Origin of the sequence: Coprococcus sp. ART55/1 (assembly GCF_000210595.1) — a bacterium.
GTDB lineage: Bacteria > Bacillota > Clostridia > Lachnospirales > Lachnospiraceae > Coprococcus > Coprococcus aceti.
Genome location: NC_021018.1, coordinates 1,757,115 through 1,774,838 on the forward strand (window position 1 = coordinate 1,757,115; position 17,724 = coordinate 1,774,838).

A 17,724-nucleotide genomic window follows, 5' to 3' on the forward strand; every position below is an offset into this window, starting at 1 on the left:
TTCCAAGCCTAATTCCACTTCCTTTAAACAATCTTTTATCTTTTTTATTCAATGAAACCCCTAACTGGTTTGCTCTACAAAAAAATGAATCTCTTTCTGACCTTGACATATGAAGAAATAATTGATGTGTTTGTGAATATATTCCTTGTCGATTGATAACTTGCAACCCCAATTCATCTAATTTTTTCCCTAGGTAATTACTATTTTTTGTCATGTTAGTGCAATATTTTTCCGAAAAATACTCCATCTCAATCAATGTCAAAATAAGACTGGCAACATTTTGCATATGAGTATTTCTCAAATATAATGGATTAATTGTCTCATCAATTTTATATGCTAATTCTTCATCATTTGTCATTATGAGTGCTTTCGCCACACCTGGTATAGTTTTATGAGTTCCACCCATTAATATGACTTTATTATTCATATACAAAGGGTTTTCTCTTATATTATTAATATAATATGCCAATACCTGTGATGCATCAAATATTAAAACAGTGTTTGATGGCAAGTGTAATTTATTAAAAATTGGAAGAAATATTATATCGGTAGGAGCAAATAGTACAAAATTAATATCGTGTTCTTCTAAAATGCTATTAACACCATCATAATCATAATCACTGATATCGTAGTCAAATGGTGCCTCAATATAATTTATATTTAATCTGTCTAATATATTAGGCAATGATGCATGACCTCCACTTTCTGGTGACAAAATCAGGATATTATCGTTCTGCTTTACCAATGATAATAAAATGTTCTGTAATGCATTCATACCTGATAATGAACGGCAATCTGTATAATATGCACCAAATAATTTGCTACATTGTTCACTTACTATTTCATAAAATGGCAATAATTTCTTACTGCCAACCATGTTATTATCCTCATCGTAATTCAAAAAACCACCTAATATATATCTTTCCTGTAAGCCATATGACAATGGCATTTTAGAAAATTCTGAAATAATATTCTCAGCTGCACATAATGGCAATACTGTTTTTCTATATTTTTCAAAATCTTCAATAGTTTTTTGGTACTTGGTATAAAATTCATTTTTTAGCAAAATAGATTTTCCATAATTTATATTATTCATTGTTTTTCCTTTACTTTTATTATAAACATTGTTTACTTAGTCTATATTACTCCAAAATGCCTCAACGCATCCTTAATATACTCCACCTTTTCCTGTGGACACTGATTCACTTCTGGGTTCTCTTTCTTAGACTTATTATAGTTCTCACCCATATCCAGTCCACACATCCTCTTAACCTGTGCAATGTAAGAAGTATGCACATTCACACCATACTTGTTCTTCACATATTCCTTAATCTTCGGATATGTAGCTTTTTCTTCTGGTGTGTAATTACTCTCTTCATCAGGCTTCATTATAACCTCAATCTTAGGTGTATCTTTTTTGAGGGATAATTTGACAACCGTCTCGACCATTGTTTCATTTTCCAAGGGCAATTCTTTCACTTCTGTCCCATTCACTGGAACGGGGAAGTTGAAGATAATCTTCCTGATCCAGTTGCCATCCGGCTGCCTTTCCGGGAACAACTCGATTCGCTCGATAAATGCCCGCATAAATTCTTTTCGCTCCACCTCGGAGGCGGCTTCATAGACCTGATCGAACGCCAACAGTAAGCGATAGATGTTGTCGCCAGAAATTTTCTCCTGTCGGATACTCCGTATCTGGCTTTGCACATCGTCAATCTGGACTTCAATCTCATCTATTGCGCCATATTGCTCGTCATAGCGGCGCTGCAAATCAGAAATTTTCCGGTCATAATACGGGTCATTCACATCCAAACCGTCCATCTGCCGTTCCAGGCGGGCTTTTGTGCCTAACGTCTGCCGAAGCTGCGCTTGCAACGCTTCCAGCTGTTTCTCTAAGTCGTTCGTATCGACAGCGGAGCCAATTTTCGCCTTGATTGCATCCGCAAACCGTGGGTTGCTGACCATAGCGGAGATAATTGACGCTACCATGCGGTTCATCTCTGTCTGTTCAATGTTCAGCCGGAAAGTGCACTCGTGGCCTGTTGGCGTTACCGTATTCTTGCAGTAATAGTAATAGCGGGTCTTTTTGTCCTTGCTGTGGGCTTTTGCAATATTCCCGTACAGGCTTTTGCCGCAGCAAGGGCATTTCAGAATGCCGGACAGAATATGTGCATGGGTAGGATCGTTGACCTTCTCACGCCGATAAGCATTGACTTTCCGTTTCTCCTGCGCGAGATTCCAATCTTCTTCTGAAATGATAGCCTCATGCTTTCCCTCGTACACGGGGAACTCCGACTGCTCAACCACGTGCATCTCATTTCGGGTGCCGATCTTCTTCTCTGTCCGGCGTCTGCCATAGGCGATTTTCCCCATATATACCGGATTATCAATGATACTTTTCACAAAGCTGGCGGAAAAACCGGGAATAGTACCGTTCTGCCGCATCTTTTTCACAAAGCCCTGCCGGTTCAGATATTTCGCCACGCCGCTAACACCATCGTTGGTGTGAATATAGCGGTCAAAGATGGTGCGGATCACGTCCACTTCATCCTCAGCAATCAACAGTTCGCCTTTTTCAAGGCGGTATCCATAAGGGGCAAAGCCACCGTTCCATTTTCCTTCACGGGCTTTCTGCTCCCGTCCGGCCATCGTCTGGGTCCGAATATTCTCACGCTCTATCTCTGCCACCGCAGAAAGGACAGAAATCATCAGCTTGCCGGAATCTTTGGAACTGTCAATGCCGTCTTCCACACAAATCAGATTGACACCGAAATCCTGCATCAGCTGCAAGGAATTTAGCACGTCAGCGGCATTCCTGCCAAACCGGGACAACTTGAATACCAGTACATATTCCACTCCGTCTTTGCAGTCCTGAATGTCTTGCAGCATCCGCTGAAATTCATGTCTGCCCTGAATATTCTTACCGGAAAAGCCTTCGTCAGAATATTCACCGGCCACTACCATATCTTCGTATTCAGCGTATTTCCGCAGCTTGTCTCGCTGAGCATCCAGACTGTATCCGTCCACCTGCATGGAAGTAGATACCCGTGTGTAGAGATAGCATTTTGTTTTAGTTTTTTTCATGCAGGCCGCCCCTTTCTTCCATCTCTGAACATTCATCCGTAACTTTCTTCTTCGCCAGACCTTCATTCTGAATGTAGTACTCCAACAAACGGAGTACATATTCAGGCGCATGGCGGTTATCCAGTTCCCACTCTGTCACAGTCCGATAGGGAATCCGAAAATATTTACAAAATTCCTTGCGGTTCATGCCGGTGCTTTCCCGCAGTTCTTTTATTTTGGTTTTGCAGTCCATTTCATTTACCCCATAAAGCAAAATACACGTTGCGTATTTATTATAGCATACGCCAATCAAATACGCAACGTGTAAATTCAATTTACATCAAGCGGCTTTGTCAAATTCCTGATACACAGGAACGGGTTGCTTTCCTGATACCGCAGACTGTGTACAGCCATCCTTCGCAGTCTCCTGCATCTGCTCCAACAGCTGCGGCCCGTACTTCTGCAACAGCCGCGCCATCACATCAACACAGCGGTCAAATGCCGCATTATATTTTGGATCATCATAAACTTTGCTCAATAGGCCGCTCCTTTCCTCTATGGCTGCTCTGCGCATAGATGTTCAAAACTTCTGCCGGTATCTGTTCCAAAATCGCCACGGCACTGTCATAGTCGCGCCGCAGCTTGAGGTCTTCGATCTGCTTTAGGGTGCTGACCTTCTGCGCCGATGCAAGAGATTCTTCCAGCTCGGCATTTTTCGTTTTCAGCTTTTTGTTTTCGGATGCTGTTTTCGTAAAAGCCACGCCATATTTCCGCAGCAGCGTGTCCATCTTCTCCACGCTGGGAATATAGCTATCCAGAATCTTGCAGATTTCCTCCGCCCGGCTTTTGGCGTTAAAGGGATTGATTCCAGTGAGCAGATCCTCCAGTTTGCTTTTCTGTTTGGTCAGTCTGGTCATCTCCTTAAATACGCGGGGCGGGATATGGTCGCGCCCGGTCAGGCTGGCGCTCTCGCCACGCTCCAAATCTGGAAACTTCTTGACCATGTGTTTCCAAAACTCATCCTGCCACCAGGTCAGCTTCTTTTTATTGCCCATGATGTCTTTGGCGCTGAGCCTGCCGTCCTCCGTCAAAGGGACAAAACAAAGGTGCATATGGGGCGTTTTCTCGTCCATATGCACCACGGCGGATATAATTGTCTCTTTGGACTGATGCTGTTCCAGAAAGTGCAGAGCTTCCTCGAAAAATACCCGAATTTCCGCCCGTTTCTTTCCCTTAAAGAACTCCGGGCTGGCTGTGAACAGCGTCTCGATCATACGGATACTGTCTTTCCGGGTACGGCATCCGGCAGCGGCAATTTGCCTCTCTGACTCGGCCCGGTACTTGCCGGGCGGTTTGACCAGATGGAAGTTGTACTTGCTTCGGCTGGTATCCACATCGGGATTACTGGCGTACTTTTCCTTTGTGCGCTCGTTATGGGCCTCGATATTGCCGATTTCAGGCCCCTTATATTTGGCAAATCGCATAATCGCGTATTGTGCTTTTTCCATACTCAATCCCTCCGTTTCTGCCAGACAATGTCATATCCCAGCACGTCAGCCAACTCCACGGCCTCCCGATACCGCAGCGATTCCCGCTGCAATTTTCCGGAAAGATTGGATACGCTGTCGCTCCACCCATACTCATCGTGCAGCTGGTCAACGACTTCCTGCATGGTGTAACCGGCGCGGATGATCTGCGCCTTGATTTCGTTTCGGATACTTGACTTCATAAAATATATTCCTCCATTTTCGCAAGTGAAGCCCTTTGTCACTTGATAGATAAAACATGATTTTCGGTTGCGTCATAAAAAGAACCGGCTACGCTGGGGAGCGCACCGGCTTTGGTCAATGGTGAAATTTGTGCAAATGCTGTTTTGCGATAGAAATGATTCCCTGCGTATCGTTGGTCAACGGCGGAATATTCGACTTCACAGAAATGCGGGACTTTTCACTGTTCGGGCTGTATTGTCACAAAATGCTGCAATCTGTACGTCGTTCCGTGAGCCACCATCCGGCGAACTGTATACGGATAAAAGAGAAACATTTCGCTGTTTTGAGATTGCTCTAAAATATGCCTGCAAAATCACCGCTTTTACTGACCGCTTCAGGTGTGGTCAAAATGACCACACCTACTTCACAGCACAAAAGCGCGAAGAATTTCACGGTTCTGGTGGTGGACAAAATATCCATAACCACTTTTACACATCAAAATAGGTGTACCCAAAATGGGCACGACCACTTTATCCAAATGAAGCGCCTCTACAATATATGAGGTAACAGGGTCAATCGCTGCGTACATACGTACCGGCGACCAGATCGGAAATCAATCCCGCCAGTCTTCCGGTACGTACGTACACTGTGAAGCGTCCGTAAACTCGTTTATATGCGGCCTTGCCACTGCCTCGATCCCCATAAAGCCCCATACCCGGCGTCCTGCCGAATTGGTAATCGTGTTGCAGTGTTCCAGATTGTACTTACCGCAGGCTGCCACCAGCGCATCGCTGAAGCTGCGGCGTTTGAGTGCAGTCAGGCTATTTTCCTCGCACCACATCCGGTAAATGTCGTAGCAATCCTTTGAACTGATGGACGCATCCGCTTTCAGCTGGATATAGCCCTCGGATTCCAGAAAATCAAACACATTATTGTTGTCCCGCTTGACGGCCTCCCGGTTCTCTTTGGTGCGCTGGCTCTCGGTGAACTTGAAGTTGTTCGCTACCAACCGCTGCAATCCCGCAAAAGCCCACAGCAGAATGCCCTCCACCTCGGCCTTCATCTTCTCTGCCAGGTCGGGATCATCCACACGGTCGGCAGGTTTCTCTTTGGCGGTCAGCACCAACTGCCGCCGATAAAAGCCATCACTGCGGTCAAAGAGAGCCTGCAAGTCGCCATTGCTGAATGCCAGCAGCCGGGCGCACATCCATCCCTGATAGCTCTGCTTGCCTTTACGCTCCAAATCCATTTTACCCTGTGCGGTGACGATGGATTTGACATAGTTGGTCTGCCGCAGGGCCTCCATCCGCATATCATCATCGACACACAGCAGAATGTGTTCCAGATCAGCGCGGGCAAAACGGTTCTCGGAAATTTTGCCGATGCTGCCGTCCTTCATGTTGCTGCCGAACAGGGCGGACAGCACCGCGCCGATCTGGCTCTTACCCTCGCCGCCATTGCCCTTAATGACCATCATGCGCTGTCCCTTGTTGCTGGGGATCAGGCAGTAGCCGATATATTCCTGCAAAGTGGGAATGTCCTCCGGGTAAAGAAGCCCATCCAGAAAAGCCAGCCAGCGGGTCGGCGTGGGCGCATCGGGATTATAGGCCACCGGCAGGCGGCAACGCACGATGTCCGGTTTTCCCTCCGTAAAGGAGCCATCCAGAAACAACGTGCCGTTTGCCAGATGAATGCGGTCAGCCTCCGGCGGGAAATCCTCTACCAGCGCCGCCAGCTTCATCAGCTCCACGATATTGCTGATTTTGCGGGGGATATTGCTGACCGCACAGCATTTCAGTTCCTCAAAAATTTCTCCACGCAGTGGCAGCTCATCGGTCACGCGGCCATCAGGCGTGAAAAAAGCTCCGTTTGTGTAGATGATTTTGTGTCTGCCGAGAAAATCATCACAAAACAGGGCTTCATTGATACTCTTGCCGTCAAACCAGATGGGCTGGTTGGCCTCACGCGATTGCTCGTTCTTCGCCACGGTGCTGCACCTCCTTTTCCAGACGTCTGAGCCGCTGCTCCAGCGCGGTGATAGTGCCGTCCTTCAGCAGCATATCCACCGCTTTCACACGCTGCTTAAGTTCCGCAAACATGAGAACGTCCAACAAATCATTTACATACTCGATCATATGACAGGCTTCCACAAAGCGGTCATCCAGTTCATCCTCCGGCGATTGCGGGGCATATTCGACCTTCCAGCGTTCCAGCAGATGCAGATAATCGCAGAGCACCCGCTGGCAGTGTATCTCATCGTTGCGGAAAGCCTGCGCCAGCGGATAGGGCTTTTTCAAAGCCATCGCTGCCGGGGGCTTGTCCGGGTCGATGCCAAAGTCATAGGCCAGCTTCTTTGCGGCCTCGTAGCTGCTCAGGCCGAACAGCCGCGCCACAAAATCGATCACATCCCCGGTAGCCCCGCAGCCAAAGCAATAGAAATAATCCCTGTTCAGCTTCATGCTGGGATGCCGGTCATCGTGGAAGGGGCAGCAGATCATATCGCCCCGGTTGACCTTACAGCCGTAGTATTCGGCGGCCTGCTTCACGGTGACAGCGGATTTTACAGTTTCAAATAAATTCATAGGCTTTGTCCTCCATTATTTATTGACGGTATCTGCCCGTCTGCCTGAATATACGGGGAAAAAGCCTATAAACCGAAAAATCCGCTAAAAGTGCAAGAAATGAAAAAACGCCGCCCTGAAATCTTGCAAAAATGCAAGACCTCAGAGCGGCGAAGCCAGCGGAAAGCATTTGCCCGCGCTGGTTTTATCAGGTATAATGGATAAAGAGAGTTTTCAGAAGAGAGGTGCGTCACATGGAGGGAGCCTATCTGCCCGGCAATATCCGGCAGCGGATGCAGGAGCTTATGAAGGAACATAAAATTACCCAGGCACAGCTGGCGACCCGCATCGGCAGCACCGAGAGCGCCATCAGCCGGTTTGTCAGCGGTAAGACTGATAAGATCAGCACAGAACATTTGCTCCGCATTGCGAAAGTGTTTGAAGTCTCCACAGATTTCCTGCTGGGGGAAGTCAACACGCCCGACCGGACAAATTTTGATATTGAAGAACTGGGCCTGTCGGTGCAGGCGGCGCGGAATCTGTACACCGGAAAAGCCAATGCAGAGATCGTCAACCGCCTTTTGGAAAGCCCTCGCTTTGCAGAAGTCACCTATATGATTGAGCAATATTTTGACGATACGCTGGCCGCCGGTTTCGCCGGACAGAACCAGATGCTTACTACTCTCAGCGCCATGCTGCGCCGAAACAATAAAACAGACGCTGCGGTGCAGGCGGCCAGAACTGTCAACCGGCAGAAAGTTCCCGTATATCAGGCAGACCTGACGATGATACAGAACACATTTATGGCGGCGCTGCGGGAAGTGAAGAAAGAGATCGGCAACGATTTCACAGCAGCGCAGTCCTTGACCAAGGGCATCACTCAGCAGATGTTTACCGAACTCACCAAAGGGGCGGATGTTCATACTCCGACCATCACGCCCGAAATGATTTCCGCCGCCGTCACCCAGAGCGCAGCGGGGATGGACGGTGTGCAAAAGGAAGCATTAGACAAGTTCGGTCAGGCGCTGACGGAATTTCTCCAATCCACCTTAGACCACGCGCAGGAGAAGCAAAATGCCGACCCGGAGCAATGAGCAGCTGTGCAGACTGGCACAGAAAGGGGATACGGCTGCCCGTGACATTCTGCTGGAAAAGAATCTGGGATTCATCCGAAAAATTGCGCTGGAGCAATACCGAAACATGGGGCTGGATGAAAATGATATTGGAATTGATTTGGATGATTTGATGCAGGAGGGAAGTATCGGCCTGCTGAACGCGATCCCTTTGTTTGATGCCGGACGGGGCATGAAATTTCTGACCTATGCAGCACCGGCGCTCCGCAACGCCATGACGGACTGCATCCGCGCCGCCCTCGGTTTATTTGAGCAACGGATGGTGGATAAGAAAGACGCCCCCGGCTTCCAGAGAGTATATCTGGATGACGTTCTCTCAGAGGATGAACGGATGCTGCGGATCGAAGCCATAGCCGACCCTCACACCCAAACGCCGGAGCAAATCTATATCCAAAAAGAGCAGCTGATAGAATTGTATGCGGCGCTGGACAAGCTGACAGCCAGAGAGCAGACCTATCTGCTGTACCGCTATGGCTTTACCGATGGAATCGAGCACCCGCTGATCGGCGCGGCGCTCCATTTCCATCTCAGCGAGAGCCGGACAAAGAAGGTGGAGGGCGAGGCGATGGACAGCCTGCGCGGAAAGCTGCCGTGGTGGTTCTGATACGATGGGAAGCAGCGGCTGACGGGGGCTTTGATATACCTTTGTTCCGCAAATGACACGGCTGACAGACAGTGCTTGCCCGCACCGCCTGCCAGCCTTTTTCTGTCGCTTATGCTGCCCCGCAAGGGGCAACCTTTCCCGCCAGAACGCCGCAACTGTGGCCACACTTTTCAGGGTGTGCTACAATTCCGGCTGCCATCTGCTCCACAAAGGTATAACACACTAGACTTTCCTACGGAAAATCGTGTGCCACGAAACCGCCGGTTTCTTTGGATTCTTCCGGTCAAAGGGGAACACTATCCCCTCTGAACACCCCAGACAAAGGAGAACGCTGTTCCCTTTTGGAATCCCCTTGCCAATAGGGATGCTACCGCCCTATTGAATGATTTAGATAAAAAACAAAATAAAGCATAGTTCGCCAGCACACCGCTATTCTGTCATTACCTTACACAGACATCTTGTAACTTTTTCGTTAAGCCTATTGACTCTGATACTTCGGAAGAGATATAATATAGTTGCTACTTAGCGAGCCTAAATAGCAAAGCTAAAGAGAGGCGACGATATGAATAACAAATATGTCCAGCAATTCAAAAAAGGCTCTCTGGAAATGATACTTTTGTGCCTAATCGGACGCAAGGAAACTTATGGATATGAAATTATAACTGAATTGAACAATAGTGCGTCTGTTTTGGGATATGCGAAAGAGGGAACCATTTACCCCATTTTGTATCGTTTGCAGGAAGCAGAACTAATCAAATGCCGATTGGCTCCGGCTGCGGCAAATGGCGGCTCAAAAAAGTATTATTCTTTAACGGATAAAGGCAGGAATGTACTTGATGAACTAATCTTATTTTGGTCAAGCTATGAAAACTGCGTAAACGGCTTTATAGAAAGTTATCAACAAGCGAGGGTATCCAAATGAAAGAACAATATATCAAACAGGTTGAAAAGGAACTATCTTTACCACGCAAAATGAAAAAAGAGGTTGTACGTGACTTGAATGAAGTTTTTGCGTCTGCTATGGAGCATGGAGAAACAGAGCAGCAGATTATCCAGCGTTTGGGGACGCCAAAAGAATTTGCAGACAGCACCGCAGAACAGTTTGGCATTGATAACACCAAATCGAAAAAAAGGAACGGTATCATTTCTACTCTTGCTGCGCTTGTTATCGCGGCTGCTGCCTTTTCGGTATATGCTGTTACACAATCAGGAAAAGTACCAGAAGGAGCAATCGGACAAGCCGACGCGACAACAAATATACAGATTGAGGGCGCGTTTGCCTTTGATATTTCGCAAATCCTTTTGGTTATTGGGTTTGCAGCAACAGCTATTGCTCTTTTGTTAATTATCCGAACCATACACAAAAACAGGAGGTAACCAATGAAGAAATATATTTCTGTATTCACAATCATGATTATGATTTTTTTGGCTGCGTGTTCTAATCAAAATACCTCATCTACACCGACAAGCAATGAGAACAATACGCAATCTAATAGTGTTACAAAATTGGACGAGGGTGTTTGGCCTGAGAATGAGTACACAGAGGGGCTTCCTGTTGCGCCTGGTACGGTTGCATGGGCTACACTTGATACAGAACATGAGAATTGTAATATCAACCTTACCGGTATTAGCGAAAACGACTATAACGAGTATATGGAGCTTTTGAACCAAGAAGGCTTTTCCGTAATTGAAAATGTGTCAGAGGAAATCGAGGGAGAAAACTATGTTTCTATCGGGACACTTTTATCAAACGACGAAAAGTGGTTAAGTATCAGCTACATACCCAATAGTCTAACTATCTACATTTCCTTTGACAATAACTGAAAGAGATCACGGAATAGCAAAGCCAGCCGAGCCAGTCAACGGTCAAGATGAACGGCGCAAGCGCCGCCGTTGACAGCCCCGCCCGCCTTTGCAGATAGGCAATCAAGGGGCGACAGCAAGGAGTGCTGCCGCCCACAGTATTATCAGAGAGGGAGAATTCTATGAGAAATCGGATTGTAAAAGTGACAGAAGTTGTAGTCAGAAGCGCTTTTTACATCATCTCAAACTATGTATTTGTTAGCATGGGACTATCATTTCATACTCAATGGATTTCAATTCTATTTTTGCTTTCAATGGTATGGTCTACTATTGATTACGGAAAGTCCATAAATGAAATAATCGAAAAAAAGGTAATTGCTGAAATACTATGTATATGTTGCATTGCACTGAGTATAGCGATGGCATATTTTGTGGGATATATTCAAGGAGCATTCGTTTCCCTCTGAAAATACAGGGCCACAACTTTCCGCTTAATATATCAGTATGGAACAAGTTATCAAAAAGTCATGAATGCTCGTAGCTCACCGGCCCGGCCAGCAAAAGCAGTAAATCTGAAATTGATTTACTGCTTTTTTGCTCAATAGACTCTTAAATCATCTGAAAATATTTCAACGCATCCCTGATCGCCGCTTCCTTCTCCGGCGGACATTTTGGCACTTTAGCATCTTCCTTCTTTGACAGATTATAATTTTGCCCCACATCCAGCCCGCACTTGCGCTTTATTTGCGAGATGTAGAGGGAAGACACCTTCAAGCCAGTATGCTCCAACACATACGCCTTGATCTGCTCGTAGGTCGCCCCCTTCTGGAACCCGGACATATCCATATCCTCCAGTGAGAACTCCACACGAACCTTCTTCGAGTCGATTTCTCCCTTGGAAAGCAAGACAACCGTCTCCACATGGACAGTCCCTGGAAACTGATCCACAGCGCAGGCCTTAGTCACATAATATCCATTCTCCTGAAGTGTCACCAGATCCCTTGCAAGCGAAGTCGGTTTGCAGCTAATGTACACAAGTTCATTCACTCCATAGTTGATGATCTTCGTAAGAGCCTTTGGATTGATTCCATCCCTTGGTGGATCAAGGACTATGAAGTCCGGCTTTTCTTCGATCTCATCTATGACCTTAAGGACATCCCCTGCGATGAACTCGCAGTTATCAAGACCATTGAGTTCAGCATTTACACGAGCTGCCTCCACGGCCTCCTCCACGATCTCCACTCCTATCACCTTCTTTGCGACTGGTGCAAGGAGCTGTGCTATCGTTCCGGTTCCACTGTAGAGATCAAATATGACTGCATCCTTTGTGTCACCCACATAGGAACGCGCCTTGTCGTAGAGTCTCTCCGCACTCTTGGTATTTGTCTGGAAGAATGAGAACGGCGATATCTTGAACTGAAGCCCAAGGACCGTCTCATATATATACTCTGTTCCATAGAGCAGATTTGTCCTGTCGCTGATGACCGCATCTGCCATGGAGTCATTTTCTGTATGGAGGATTCCCGCGATCTTTCCCTCAAGGGGCAGATCAAGAAGTCCTCTCACAAATGCATCAAGGTCAAGGGCATCAAGATTCTGTGTCGATGTCACGAGATTCACCAGCAGATCGCCATTTGTCGCAGAGCGTCTGATCACCAAATGGCGGAGCAACCCTGTATGCTGCATCTTTTTATAATAAGGAAGTCCTGCTGCCCTGCAGAATTCCACTGTATATTTCACGATCTTGTTCAGGTCGTCATTTACTATATAACAGTCATCCATCTGTACTATGTCGTACGTGCTGTTCTTCTTGTGAAGTCCCAGTGCCAGAGGGCCGTCCTTGTACTCGTCGCCAAACGAGAACTCCATCTTGTTTCTGTAGCCCTTTGTCACAGGCGAAGCAAGGATACCCTGCCATTCGTACGGATGCTCTGCGCTGTCGATCACACCGTCAAGGAGCCCCTTCACAAGCTCCTCCTTCACCTTAAGCTGGTTCTCGTAGCTGAGCGTCTGGTAACTGCAGCCACCGCACATACCAAAATGAGAACAGACAGGCTGCGCATCCTCAAGCTCCGACTTCTCCAGAACCTCAAGAAGTCTTCCATCAGCCTTGCCATTCTTCAGCTTTGTTATACGGCAGCTCACCTTCTGGCCTTTTATCGCACCCTTAACTGTTACTTTTCTGTCGTCCATATGAAAACTTCCCTTGTTCGGAAACTCATATGTATCTATCACACCTTCAACTATATCATGTTTCTTCATATCATTTTACCTGCCATTTTCATATTCGTTAGTCTCTAAAAGACATAAACTCTTGATTCTCCGTCCCCCAAGGCCGACTTCTGCCCTATCCCCACAGATCCTCAAAAAACTTCTTTCTCTTCTTCTCCTCCGGTGTATCAATATTCGGCAGCTCATTCTCCGCAAAGAAAGGCGTTCCGTGCTGGTCAAAATCCAGCAGCATGTATGTTCCTACTCGGTTGTCCCTCGGCAGAGCCAGACTTCCCGGATTCACGATATATGAATTCTTATAAGTCGTCAGATCCCGCCTATGGGTATGTCCATACATCACAAAATCATACCCCTCTGTATCTATGAGTTCCTCCAGGTATGCTGTTCCGCTGTTCACTCCATACCTGTGTCCATGGGTTATAAATGCCCTCTTGTCTCCGATGTTGAACTCATCATATATCGGGAGTTCCGCATTGTAGTCGCAGTTTCCCCTCACCATGTGGATCTCGCAGTTGAAGAGATCCTGTATGAGCTCCTCATCGCCCTCAACATCACCGAGATGTATCAGCATGTCCACATCTCCAACTATATCGTATATCTGCTCTATGCAGCTGCTTTTGCCATGGGTATCACTTATTATCAGAACTTTCATCTCTGCCCCCCCTTGTTTAAAATCTAACAAACACAGTGATTTGCAATCATCTGCCATCACTTATTCTCTCTGTGCTTTCTGATGACGTCCTTCATCAGCCTCAGCGCATTTCCTCTGTGGCTTATCTCGTTCTTCTCCTCAGGATCAAGCTCCGCAGTGGTCTTGCCCTTTCCCGGCAGGAAGAATATCGGATCATATCCAAATCCATTCTCGCCGCGCTCCTCATATCCGATAATTCCCTCAATGGTTCCGCGTGTCGTATACTCGCTTCCATCCGGGAACACTGCTGCTATAGCACACACGAATCTTGCTGTCCTCTCAGGATCTGGAACCCCGGCCAGCTTGTCTATTATGTACTGGTTCTTTATCCTGTACGATGTGTCCTCACCAAGAAATCTTGCGCTGTATATTCCAGGCGCCTTGTCCATGTAATCGACCTCAAGTCCTGAGTCATCCGCAAGCACCAGGCATCCGCTCTCCTTGCTGATGGCTCTCGCCTTGATCAGAGCATTCTCCTCAAATGTCTGTCCGTCCTCCACTATGTCTATATCGATCCCAGCCTCCTTCATGGACTGTATCTCAAATCCGAGGTCAGCAAGTATCATGCGGACCTCCTTCATCTTTCCTTCATTTCCCGTTGCAAATATCAGCTTGTCCATAATAGTTCTCCTTTCCCACAGCTTACATACACTTCCTGTTTATTCTGTCTTATCCGTAAATGCCTTGAGGCAGACGTTACATTTTCTCTCTTTTTCCGCACTGTACCACTGATTTCCATACAGACTTATATAGCCTTCTCCGTCGGAGATGTCAAAGCTGTCGGTCATGGAATCCGCATCATACTCTATGGCTATCGGGTATTTGCTGCCCGGCGTGGTTATATGTACTATGACCGCAAATTTCTTCTCATCCGGGAGCTTTACCACATCATCCAGGTTGACCGTGTAGTATCCTGCATACTCCATCTCGCCTGACGCGACAAGCTTCTTATTTGCCAGATCGTCAGTGTTCTCAAAATTTGTAGCCACATATACTTCATATGTCGTCTTTGCATCAGTAGCATAGAATGACACAGCCTTGAGCTCCTCGCTCTTGCCTGCCGTGTAAACATTTGCAAAATAGGCATCCTCCTGGTCAAATCCAAGAACTCCTACCCAGCCCAGCTTGTCCGACTGGTATATCTTATCGTAGTTGTCTGCACCCTCAAGTCTGGTGTACACAACACTGGTCTCGCAAATATGCGCATCATAGTAGGATATATAGAAATATCCATCCTCGCCAAATTCGGTTCCCCAACTGTTCTTACAGATAAAAGCACCATCTTTCTTCGGCGCCTTGTTAAAGTTGTTCTTGCTGTAATTGTCATCCCATCCTACTATTACCACATCGTGGTTGATTCCCTCTGAACCATCATAATAGTACGCATGAGTCTCCTCGTTGTAATACTCCGAGCTGCTGTCGGCATCTATCATATCGCTGTATATCGCAGTCTCCACACCGCCCTTGGTGTACACTGCCTCTTTCACAGCCTTCAGATTCTTGTCGTCAATTATCTCCGCCTCCTGCAAATGCTTCACGGCCTTAAGCTTGGAGTTCGTCTTGTCATCCCCGTACGGATCATCCTTCTCGAGAACCGGTCCCTTCCAGGATGCAAGATATGCAATACTCATCCTGTACTGGCCACCCTCAAACTGTTCAACGCCAAATCCGTTGTTCATGGTCATGTTATCCACAGAGAACTGCAGCTTTTCATCCGGCATAAGAGTTGTCTCAAGCGCAGCCAGCGACGCAAATGCCCAGCATGTTCCCGAGTCTCCCTGGTCTCTGACCTCTGTGACCCTGCCCTCTTTTCTCATGTCGTAGGCGGCCGGCAGCTTACTGTCCTCACCGACCTTCTGCAGGGATACACGGCCTGTGTCATAATTGTACTCACATGTATAGTCGAGCGTGTCCGCTATATACTCTATAGGGACAAATGTCTCGTCATCCTTCTTTATCGGCGCATCCGCGATCTTCACGTCCTTGCCGTCCAGCTCTGCATCCTGGGAATCAAGCACCAGTCTGGCGACTCCTTCATTCCTCTTGATCACGATACTGCCATTCACATACTCTATGTATGTGCACTTCATCTTATCCTTGAGCATCTTCAGCGGCATCATAAGGTGAAGATTATTGCTTACATACGGCTTGTACTCGTCCTCTTCCACCTCACTGCCATTTACATACAGTGTGAGTCCCGCTTCATTGTAATCGCCCGCAAGCTTCTCAGACATGCCGGAAACTGCGTGTTGATCCTCCTCGTTCTTCTCCAGACGTCCCGACGGCTCCTTTGTTCCGTAATACGCCAGAGCACCTATGGCAAGGATCAGAATTATATATACAAATTTCTTCAAGCTTCTTCTCTCCTTCGTTTAGGCGGCTTCGGTCCCATAAACTGATAGAAATATGATTTTATCATTCCGTTGTATATCTTGCGGTTTCTGTCGGCCTTTCTGCCGATATACTTCTCCGCATCCGTATACGATGTGATGAGGAACATTGACCAGTCATCAAGATTCCTATAGCTCTCGCCGATGGTCCTGTACAGCTCAGGCAGAGCCTCCTTCTCCTCAAGTCTCTCTCCGTAAGGTGGATTTGTGATTATAAATCCATACTTCTTCGGATTCCTCAGATCCTTCACATCCCTCTGCTGAAAATGGATGTGCTGCTCCACTCCTGCTGCCCTGGCATTCTCCATGGCACACTTCACCATATCGCCATCCAGATCATATCCCTGTATGTTCATCTTCACATCGTGGTCTATGAGATCATGAGCCTCATCCACCGCATTGTACCATATCTTCTTGTCACAGATCTTGGACCACTCCTGGGCCGTGAACTCCCTGTCCATTCCCGGTGCGATGTGTGCGCCTATCATGGCAGCCTCTATCGGAAATGTTCCACTTCCGCAGAACGGATCTACAAGGACTCTGTCCCTGTGCCACGGCGTGAGCATGATCAGCGCGGACGCCAGCGTCTCCGATATAGGAGCCTTTCCAACCAGCTTTCTGTATCCCCTCTTGTGAAGTGACACACCTGACGTGTCAAGTGCTATGGTCACTATATCCTTGAATATAAATACTCTCACCGGATAGCTTGCGCCATCCTCCGTGAACCATGACACTCTGTATGTCTGCTTCAATCTCTCAACCATAGCCTTCTTGACTATGGACTGTATATCCGATGGACTGAAGAGTGCACTCTTGTTTGATGTCGCCTTGGACACCCAGAATTTTGCATCCCTTGTCAGATACTTCTCCCAGGCGATGGCCTTTGTTCCCTCGAACAGCTCGTCAAATGTGGCGGCCTTGAAGCTGCCACATTTGAGCATGATACGCTCGGCTGTCCTTATAAAAATATTTGCCCTTGCAATCGCACTCTCGTCTCCGGCAAATGTGATCCTTCCGTCCTCCACCTGGACTATCTCGTATCCAAGATCAAGTATTTCTTTTTTCAGTACCGACTCCAGTCCAAAATGACATGGAGCTATAAGTTCTACTCTACTCATTTCCTGCCCTTTCTGTGGGTTGTATATTTGTTCTATCGCTGTCTTGTGAGCGGGCCTCTGTACTGCGCCAGGCCTCCCACCGTGTTGATAACTCTGTATCCATCCTCGCTCATGATGAGCGCAGCCTTCATGCTGCTCACCCCATGAGCACAGTATACCAGCAGATATTTGCTTTTGGGAAGAGTATACTCCCCCGCTTCTATCAACTCAAATGGAATATTTACCGCCATGGGGATGTGTCCCTCCAGAAATTCATCGCGATCCCTGACATCCACTATTATGCCGCCCCTTGCAACAGCTTCACGCATGATGTTGCGTATGGGAATACTTGTGAATCCCATTTCTCCACCTCCTTCATACCGACAGAAAAACCTCTTCTGTTATATGATATGAAGGAAATGTCTCATCGACACAATAAAA

19 protein-coding genes and 1 pseudogene are annotated in these 17,724 nt (G+C 47.2%); 6 read left to right on the forward strand and 14 right to left on the reverse strand.

What is annotated here, in order from left to right; all coding sequences use genetic code 11:
* The 8 genes and pseudogenes from CCU_RS08050 to CCU_RS08085 form a co-directional block, all read right to left on the reverse strand.
* A partial coding sequence (locus CCU_RS08050) for a hypothetical protein (protein WP_208896111.1) occupies positions 1-1,096 on the reverse strand: 1,096 nt, incomplete at its 3' end.
* Between the two features lie 320 nt (positions 1,097-1,416).
* Positions 1,417-3,084: pseudogene (locus CCU_RS08055) on the reverse strand (recombinase family protein); the annotation flags it as partial.
* Positions 3,071-3,316, reverse strand: a complete 246-nt coding sequence (locus CCU_RS08060) for a helix-turn-helix domain-containing protein (protein WP_015534239.1) — start codon at positions 3,314-3,316, stop codon at positions 3,071-3,073. The pseudogene CCU_RS08055 and the gene CCU_RS08060, both read right to left, overlap by 14 nt.
* Before the next feature lie 87 nt (positions 3,317-3,403).
* Positions 3,404-3,601: a hypothetical protein gene (locus tag CCU_RS08065; protein WP_054324429.1), complete on the reverse strand. Its 198-nt coding sequence runs from the start codon at positions 3,599-3,601 to the stop codon at positions 3,404-3,406.
* Positions 3,585-4,571, reverse strand: coding sequence for a MobV family relaxase (gene mobV, locus CCU_RS08070; protein WP_015534240.1), 987 nt, complete (start codon positions 4,569-4,571; stop codon positions 3,585-3,587). The genes CCU_RS08065 and mobV overlap by 17 nt, the downstream gene beginning before the upstream one ends.
* A 2-nt stretch (positions 4,572-4,573) precedes the next feature.
* Positions 4,574-4,792, reverse strand: a complete 219-nt coding sequence (locus CCU_RS08075) for a hypothetical protein (RefSeq protein WP_015534241.1) — start codon at positions 4,790-4,792, stop codon at positions 4,574-4,576.
* Positions 4,793-5,385: 593 nt separating this feature from the next.
* The gene (locus CCU_RS08080) at positions 5,386-6,759 is read right to left on the reverse strand and encodes a DNA primase family protein (RefSeq protein ID WP_208896112.1); all 1,374 of its coding nucleotides are present in this window, start codon (positions 6,757-6,759) and stop codon (positions 5,386-5,388) included.
* Entirely contained in the window at positions 6,734-7,354 is a 621-nt protein-coding gene (locus tag CCU_RS08085) for a CHC2 zinc finger domain-containing protein (RefSeq protein ID WP_015534242.1), read from the reverse strand. The genes CCU_RS08080 and CCU_RS08085 overlap by 26 nt, the downstream gene beginning before the upstream one ends.
* A gap of 233 nt (positions 7,355-7,587) precedes the next feature.
* On the opposite strand from CCU_RS08085, the gene CCU_RS08090 reads away from it, so the two are divergent.
* From CCU_RS08090 to CCU_RS08115, 6 genes are all read left to right on the forward strand, one after another.
* Positions 7,588-8,427 carry a helix-turn-helix domain-containing protein gene (locus CCU_RS08090; protein WP_015534243.1) on the forward strand — a complete coding sequence of 280 codons (840 nt, stop codon included), beginning with the start codon at positions 7,588-7,590 and terminating at the stop codon, positions 8,425-8,427.
* On the forward strand, positions 8,408-9,070 hold the full coding sequence (locus CCU_RS08095; RefSeq protein WP_015534244.1) for a sigma-70 family RNA polymerase sigma factor: 663 nt from the start codon (positions 8,408-8,410) through the stop codon (positions 9,068-9,070). Before CCU_RS08090 ends, CCU_RS08095 begins: the two co-directional genes overlap by 20 nt.
* A 562-nt stretch (positions 9,071-9,632) precedes the next feature.
* Positions 9,633-9,992 (forward strand): PadR family transcriptional regulator, encoded by a 360-nt coding sequence (locus CCU_RS08100; protein ID WP_015534245.1) that lies wholly within the window; start codon positions 9,633-9,635, stop codon positions 9,990-9,992.
* A complete protein-coding gene (locus CCU_RS08105; RefSeq protein ID WP_015534246.1) occupies positions 9,989-10,447 on the forward strand; it encodes a DUF1700 domain-containing protein in 459 nt (152 codons plus the stop codon). Before CCU_RS08100 ends, CCU_RS08105 begins: the two co-directional genes overlap by 4 nt.
* A gap of 3 nt (positions 10,448-10,450) precedes the next feature.
* Positions 10,451-10,894 carry a hypothetical protein gene (locus tag CCU_RS08110; protein WP_015534247.1) on the forward strand — a complete coding sequence of 148 codons (444 nt, stop codon included), beginning with the start codon at positions 10,451-10,453 and terminating at the stop codon, positions 10,892-10,894.
* 161 nt (positions 10,895-11,055) lie between these two features.
* On the forward strand, positions 11,056-11,340 hold the full coding sequence (locus CCU_RS08115; protein WP_015534248.1) for a hypothetical protein: 285 nt from the start codon (positions 11,056-11,058) through the stop codon (positions 11,338-11,340).
* Positions 11,341-11,482: 142 nt separating this feature from the next.
* Here CCU_RS08115 and rlmD read toward each other — a convergent pair whose 3' ends face one another.
* From rlmD to CCU_RS08145, 6 genes are all read right to left on the reverse strand, one after another.
* Complete coding sequence (rlmD, locus tag CCU_RS08120; protein ID WP_015534249.1) at positions 11,483-13,135, reverse strand: 23S rRNA (uracil(1939)-C(5))-methyltransferase RlmD; 1,653 nt, start codon at positions 13,133-13,135, stop codon at positions 11,483-11,485.
* 85 nt (positions 13,136-13,220) lie between these two features.
* Positions 13,221-13,757: a metallophosphoesterase family protein gene (locus tag CCU_RS08125; protein ID WP_015534250.1), complete on the reverse strand. Its 537-nt coding sequence runs from the start codon at positions 13,755-13,757 to the stop codon at positions 13,221-13,223.
* A gap of 56 nt (positions 13,758-13,813) precedes the next feature.
* Positions 13,814-14,416 carry an XTP/dITP diphosphatase gene (locus CCU_RS08130; RefSeq protein ID WP_015534251.1) on the reverse strand — a complete coding sequence of 201 codons (603 nt, stop codon included), beginning with the start codon at positions 14,414-14,416 and terminating at the stop codon, positions 13,814-13,816.
* A 39-nt stretch (positions 14,417-14,455) separates the two neighbouring features.
* Complete coding sequence (locus tag CCU_RS08135; protein ID WP_119999243.1) at positions 14,456-16,150, reverse strand: lectin like domain-containing protein; 1,695 nt, start codon at positions 16,148-16,150, stop codon at positions 14,456-14,458.
* Positions 16,147-17,304 carry a THUMP domain-containing class I SAM-dependent RNA methyltransferase gene (locus tag CCU_RS08140; RefSeq protein ID WP_015534252.1) on the reverse strand — a complete coding sequence of 386 codons (1,158 nt, stop codon included), beginning with the start codon at positions 17,302-17,304 and terminating at the stop codon, positions 16,147-16,149. Before CCU_RS08140 ends, CCU_RS08135 begins: the two co-directional genes overlap by 4 nt.
* Before the next feature lie 32 nt (positions 17,305-17,336).
* Complete coding sequence (locus tag CCU_RS08145) at positions 17,337-17,645, reverse strand: rhodanese-like domain-containing protein (protein WP_015534253.1); 309 nt, start codon at positions 17,643-17,645, stop codon at positions 17,337-17,339.
* Positions 17,646-17,724: the final 79 nt, after the last annotated feature.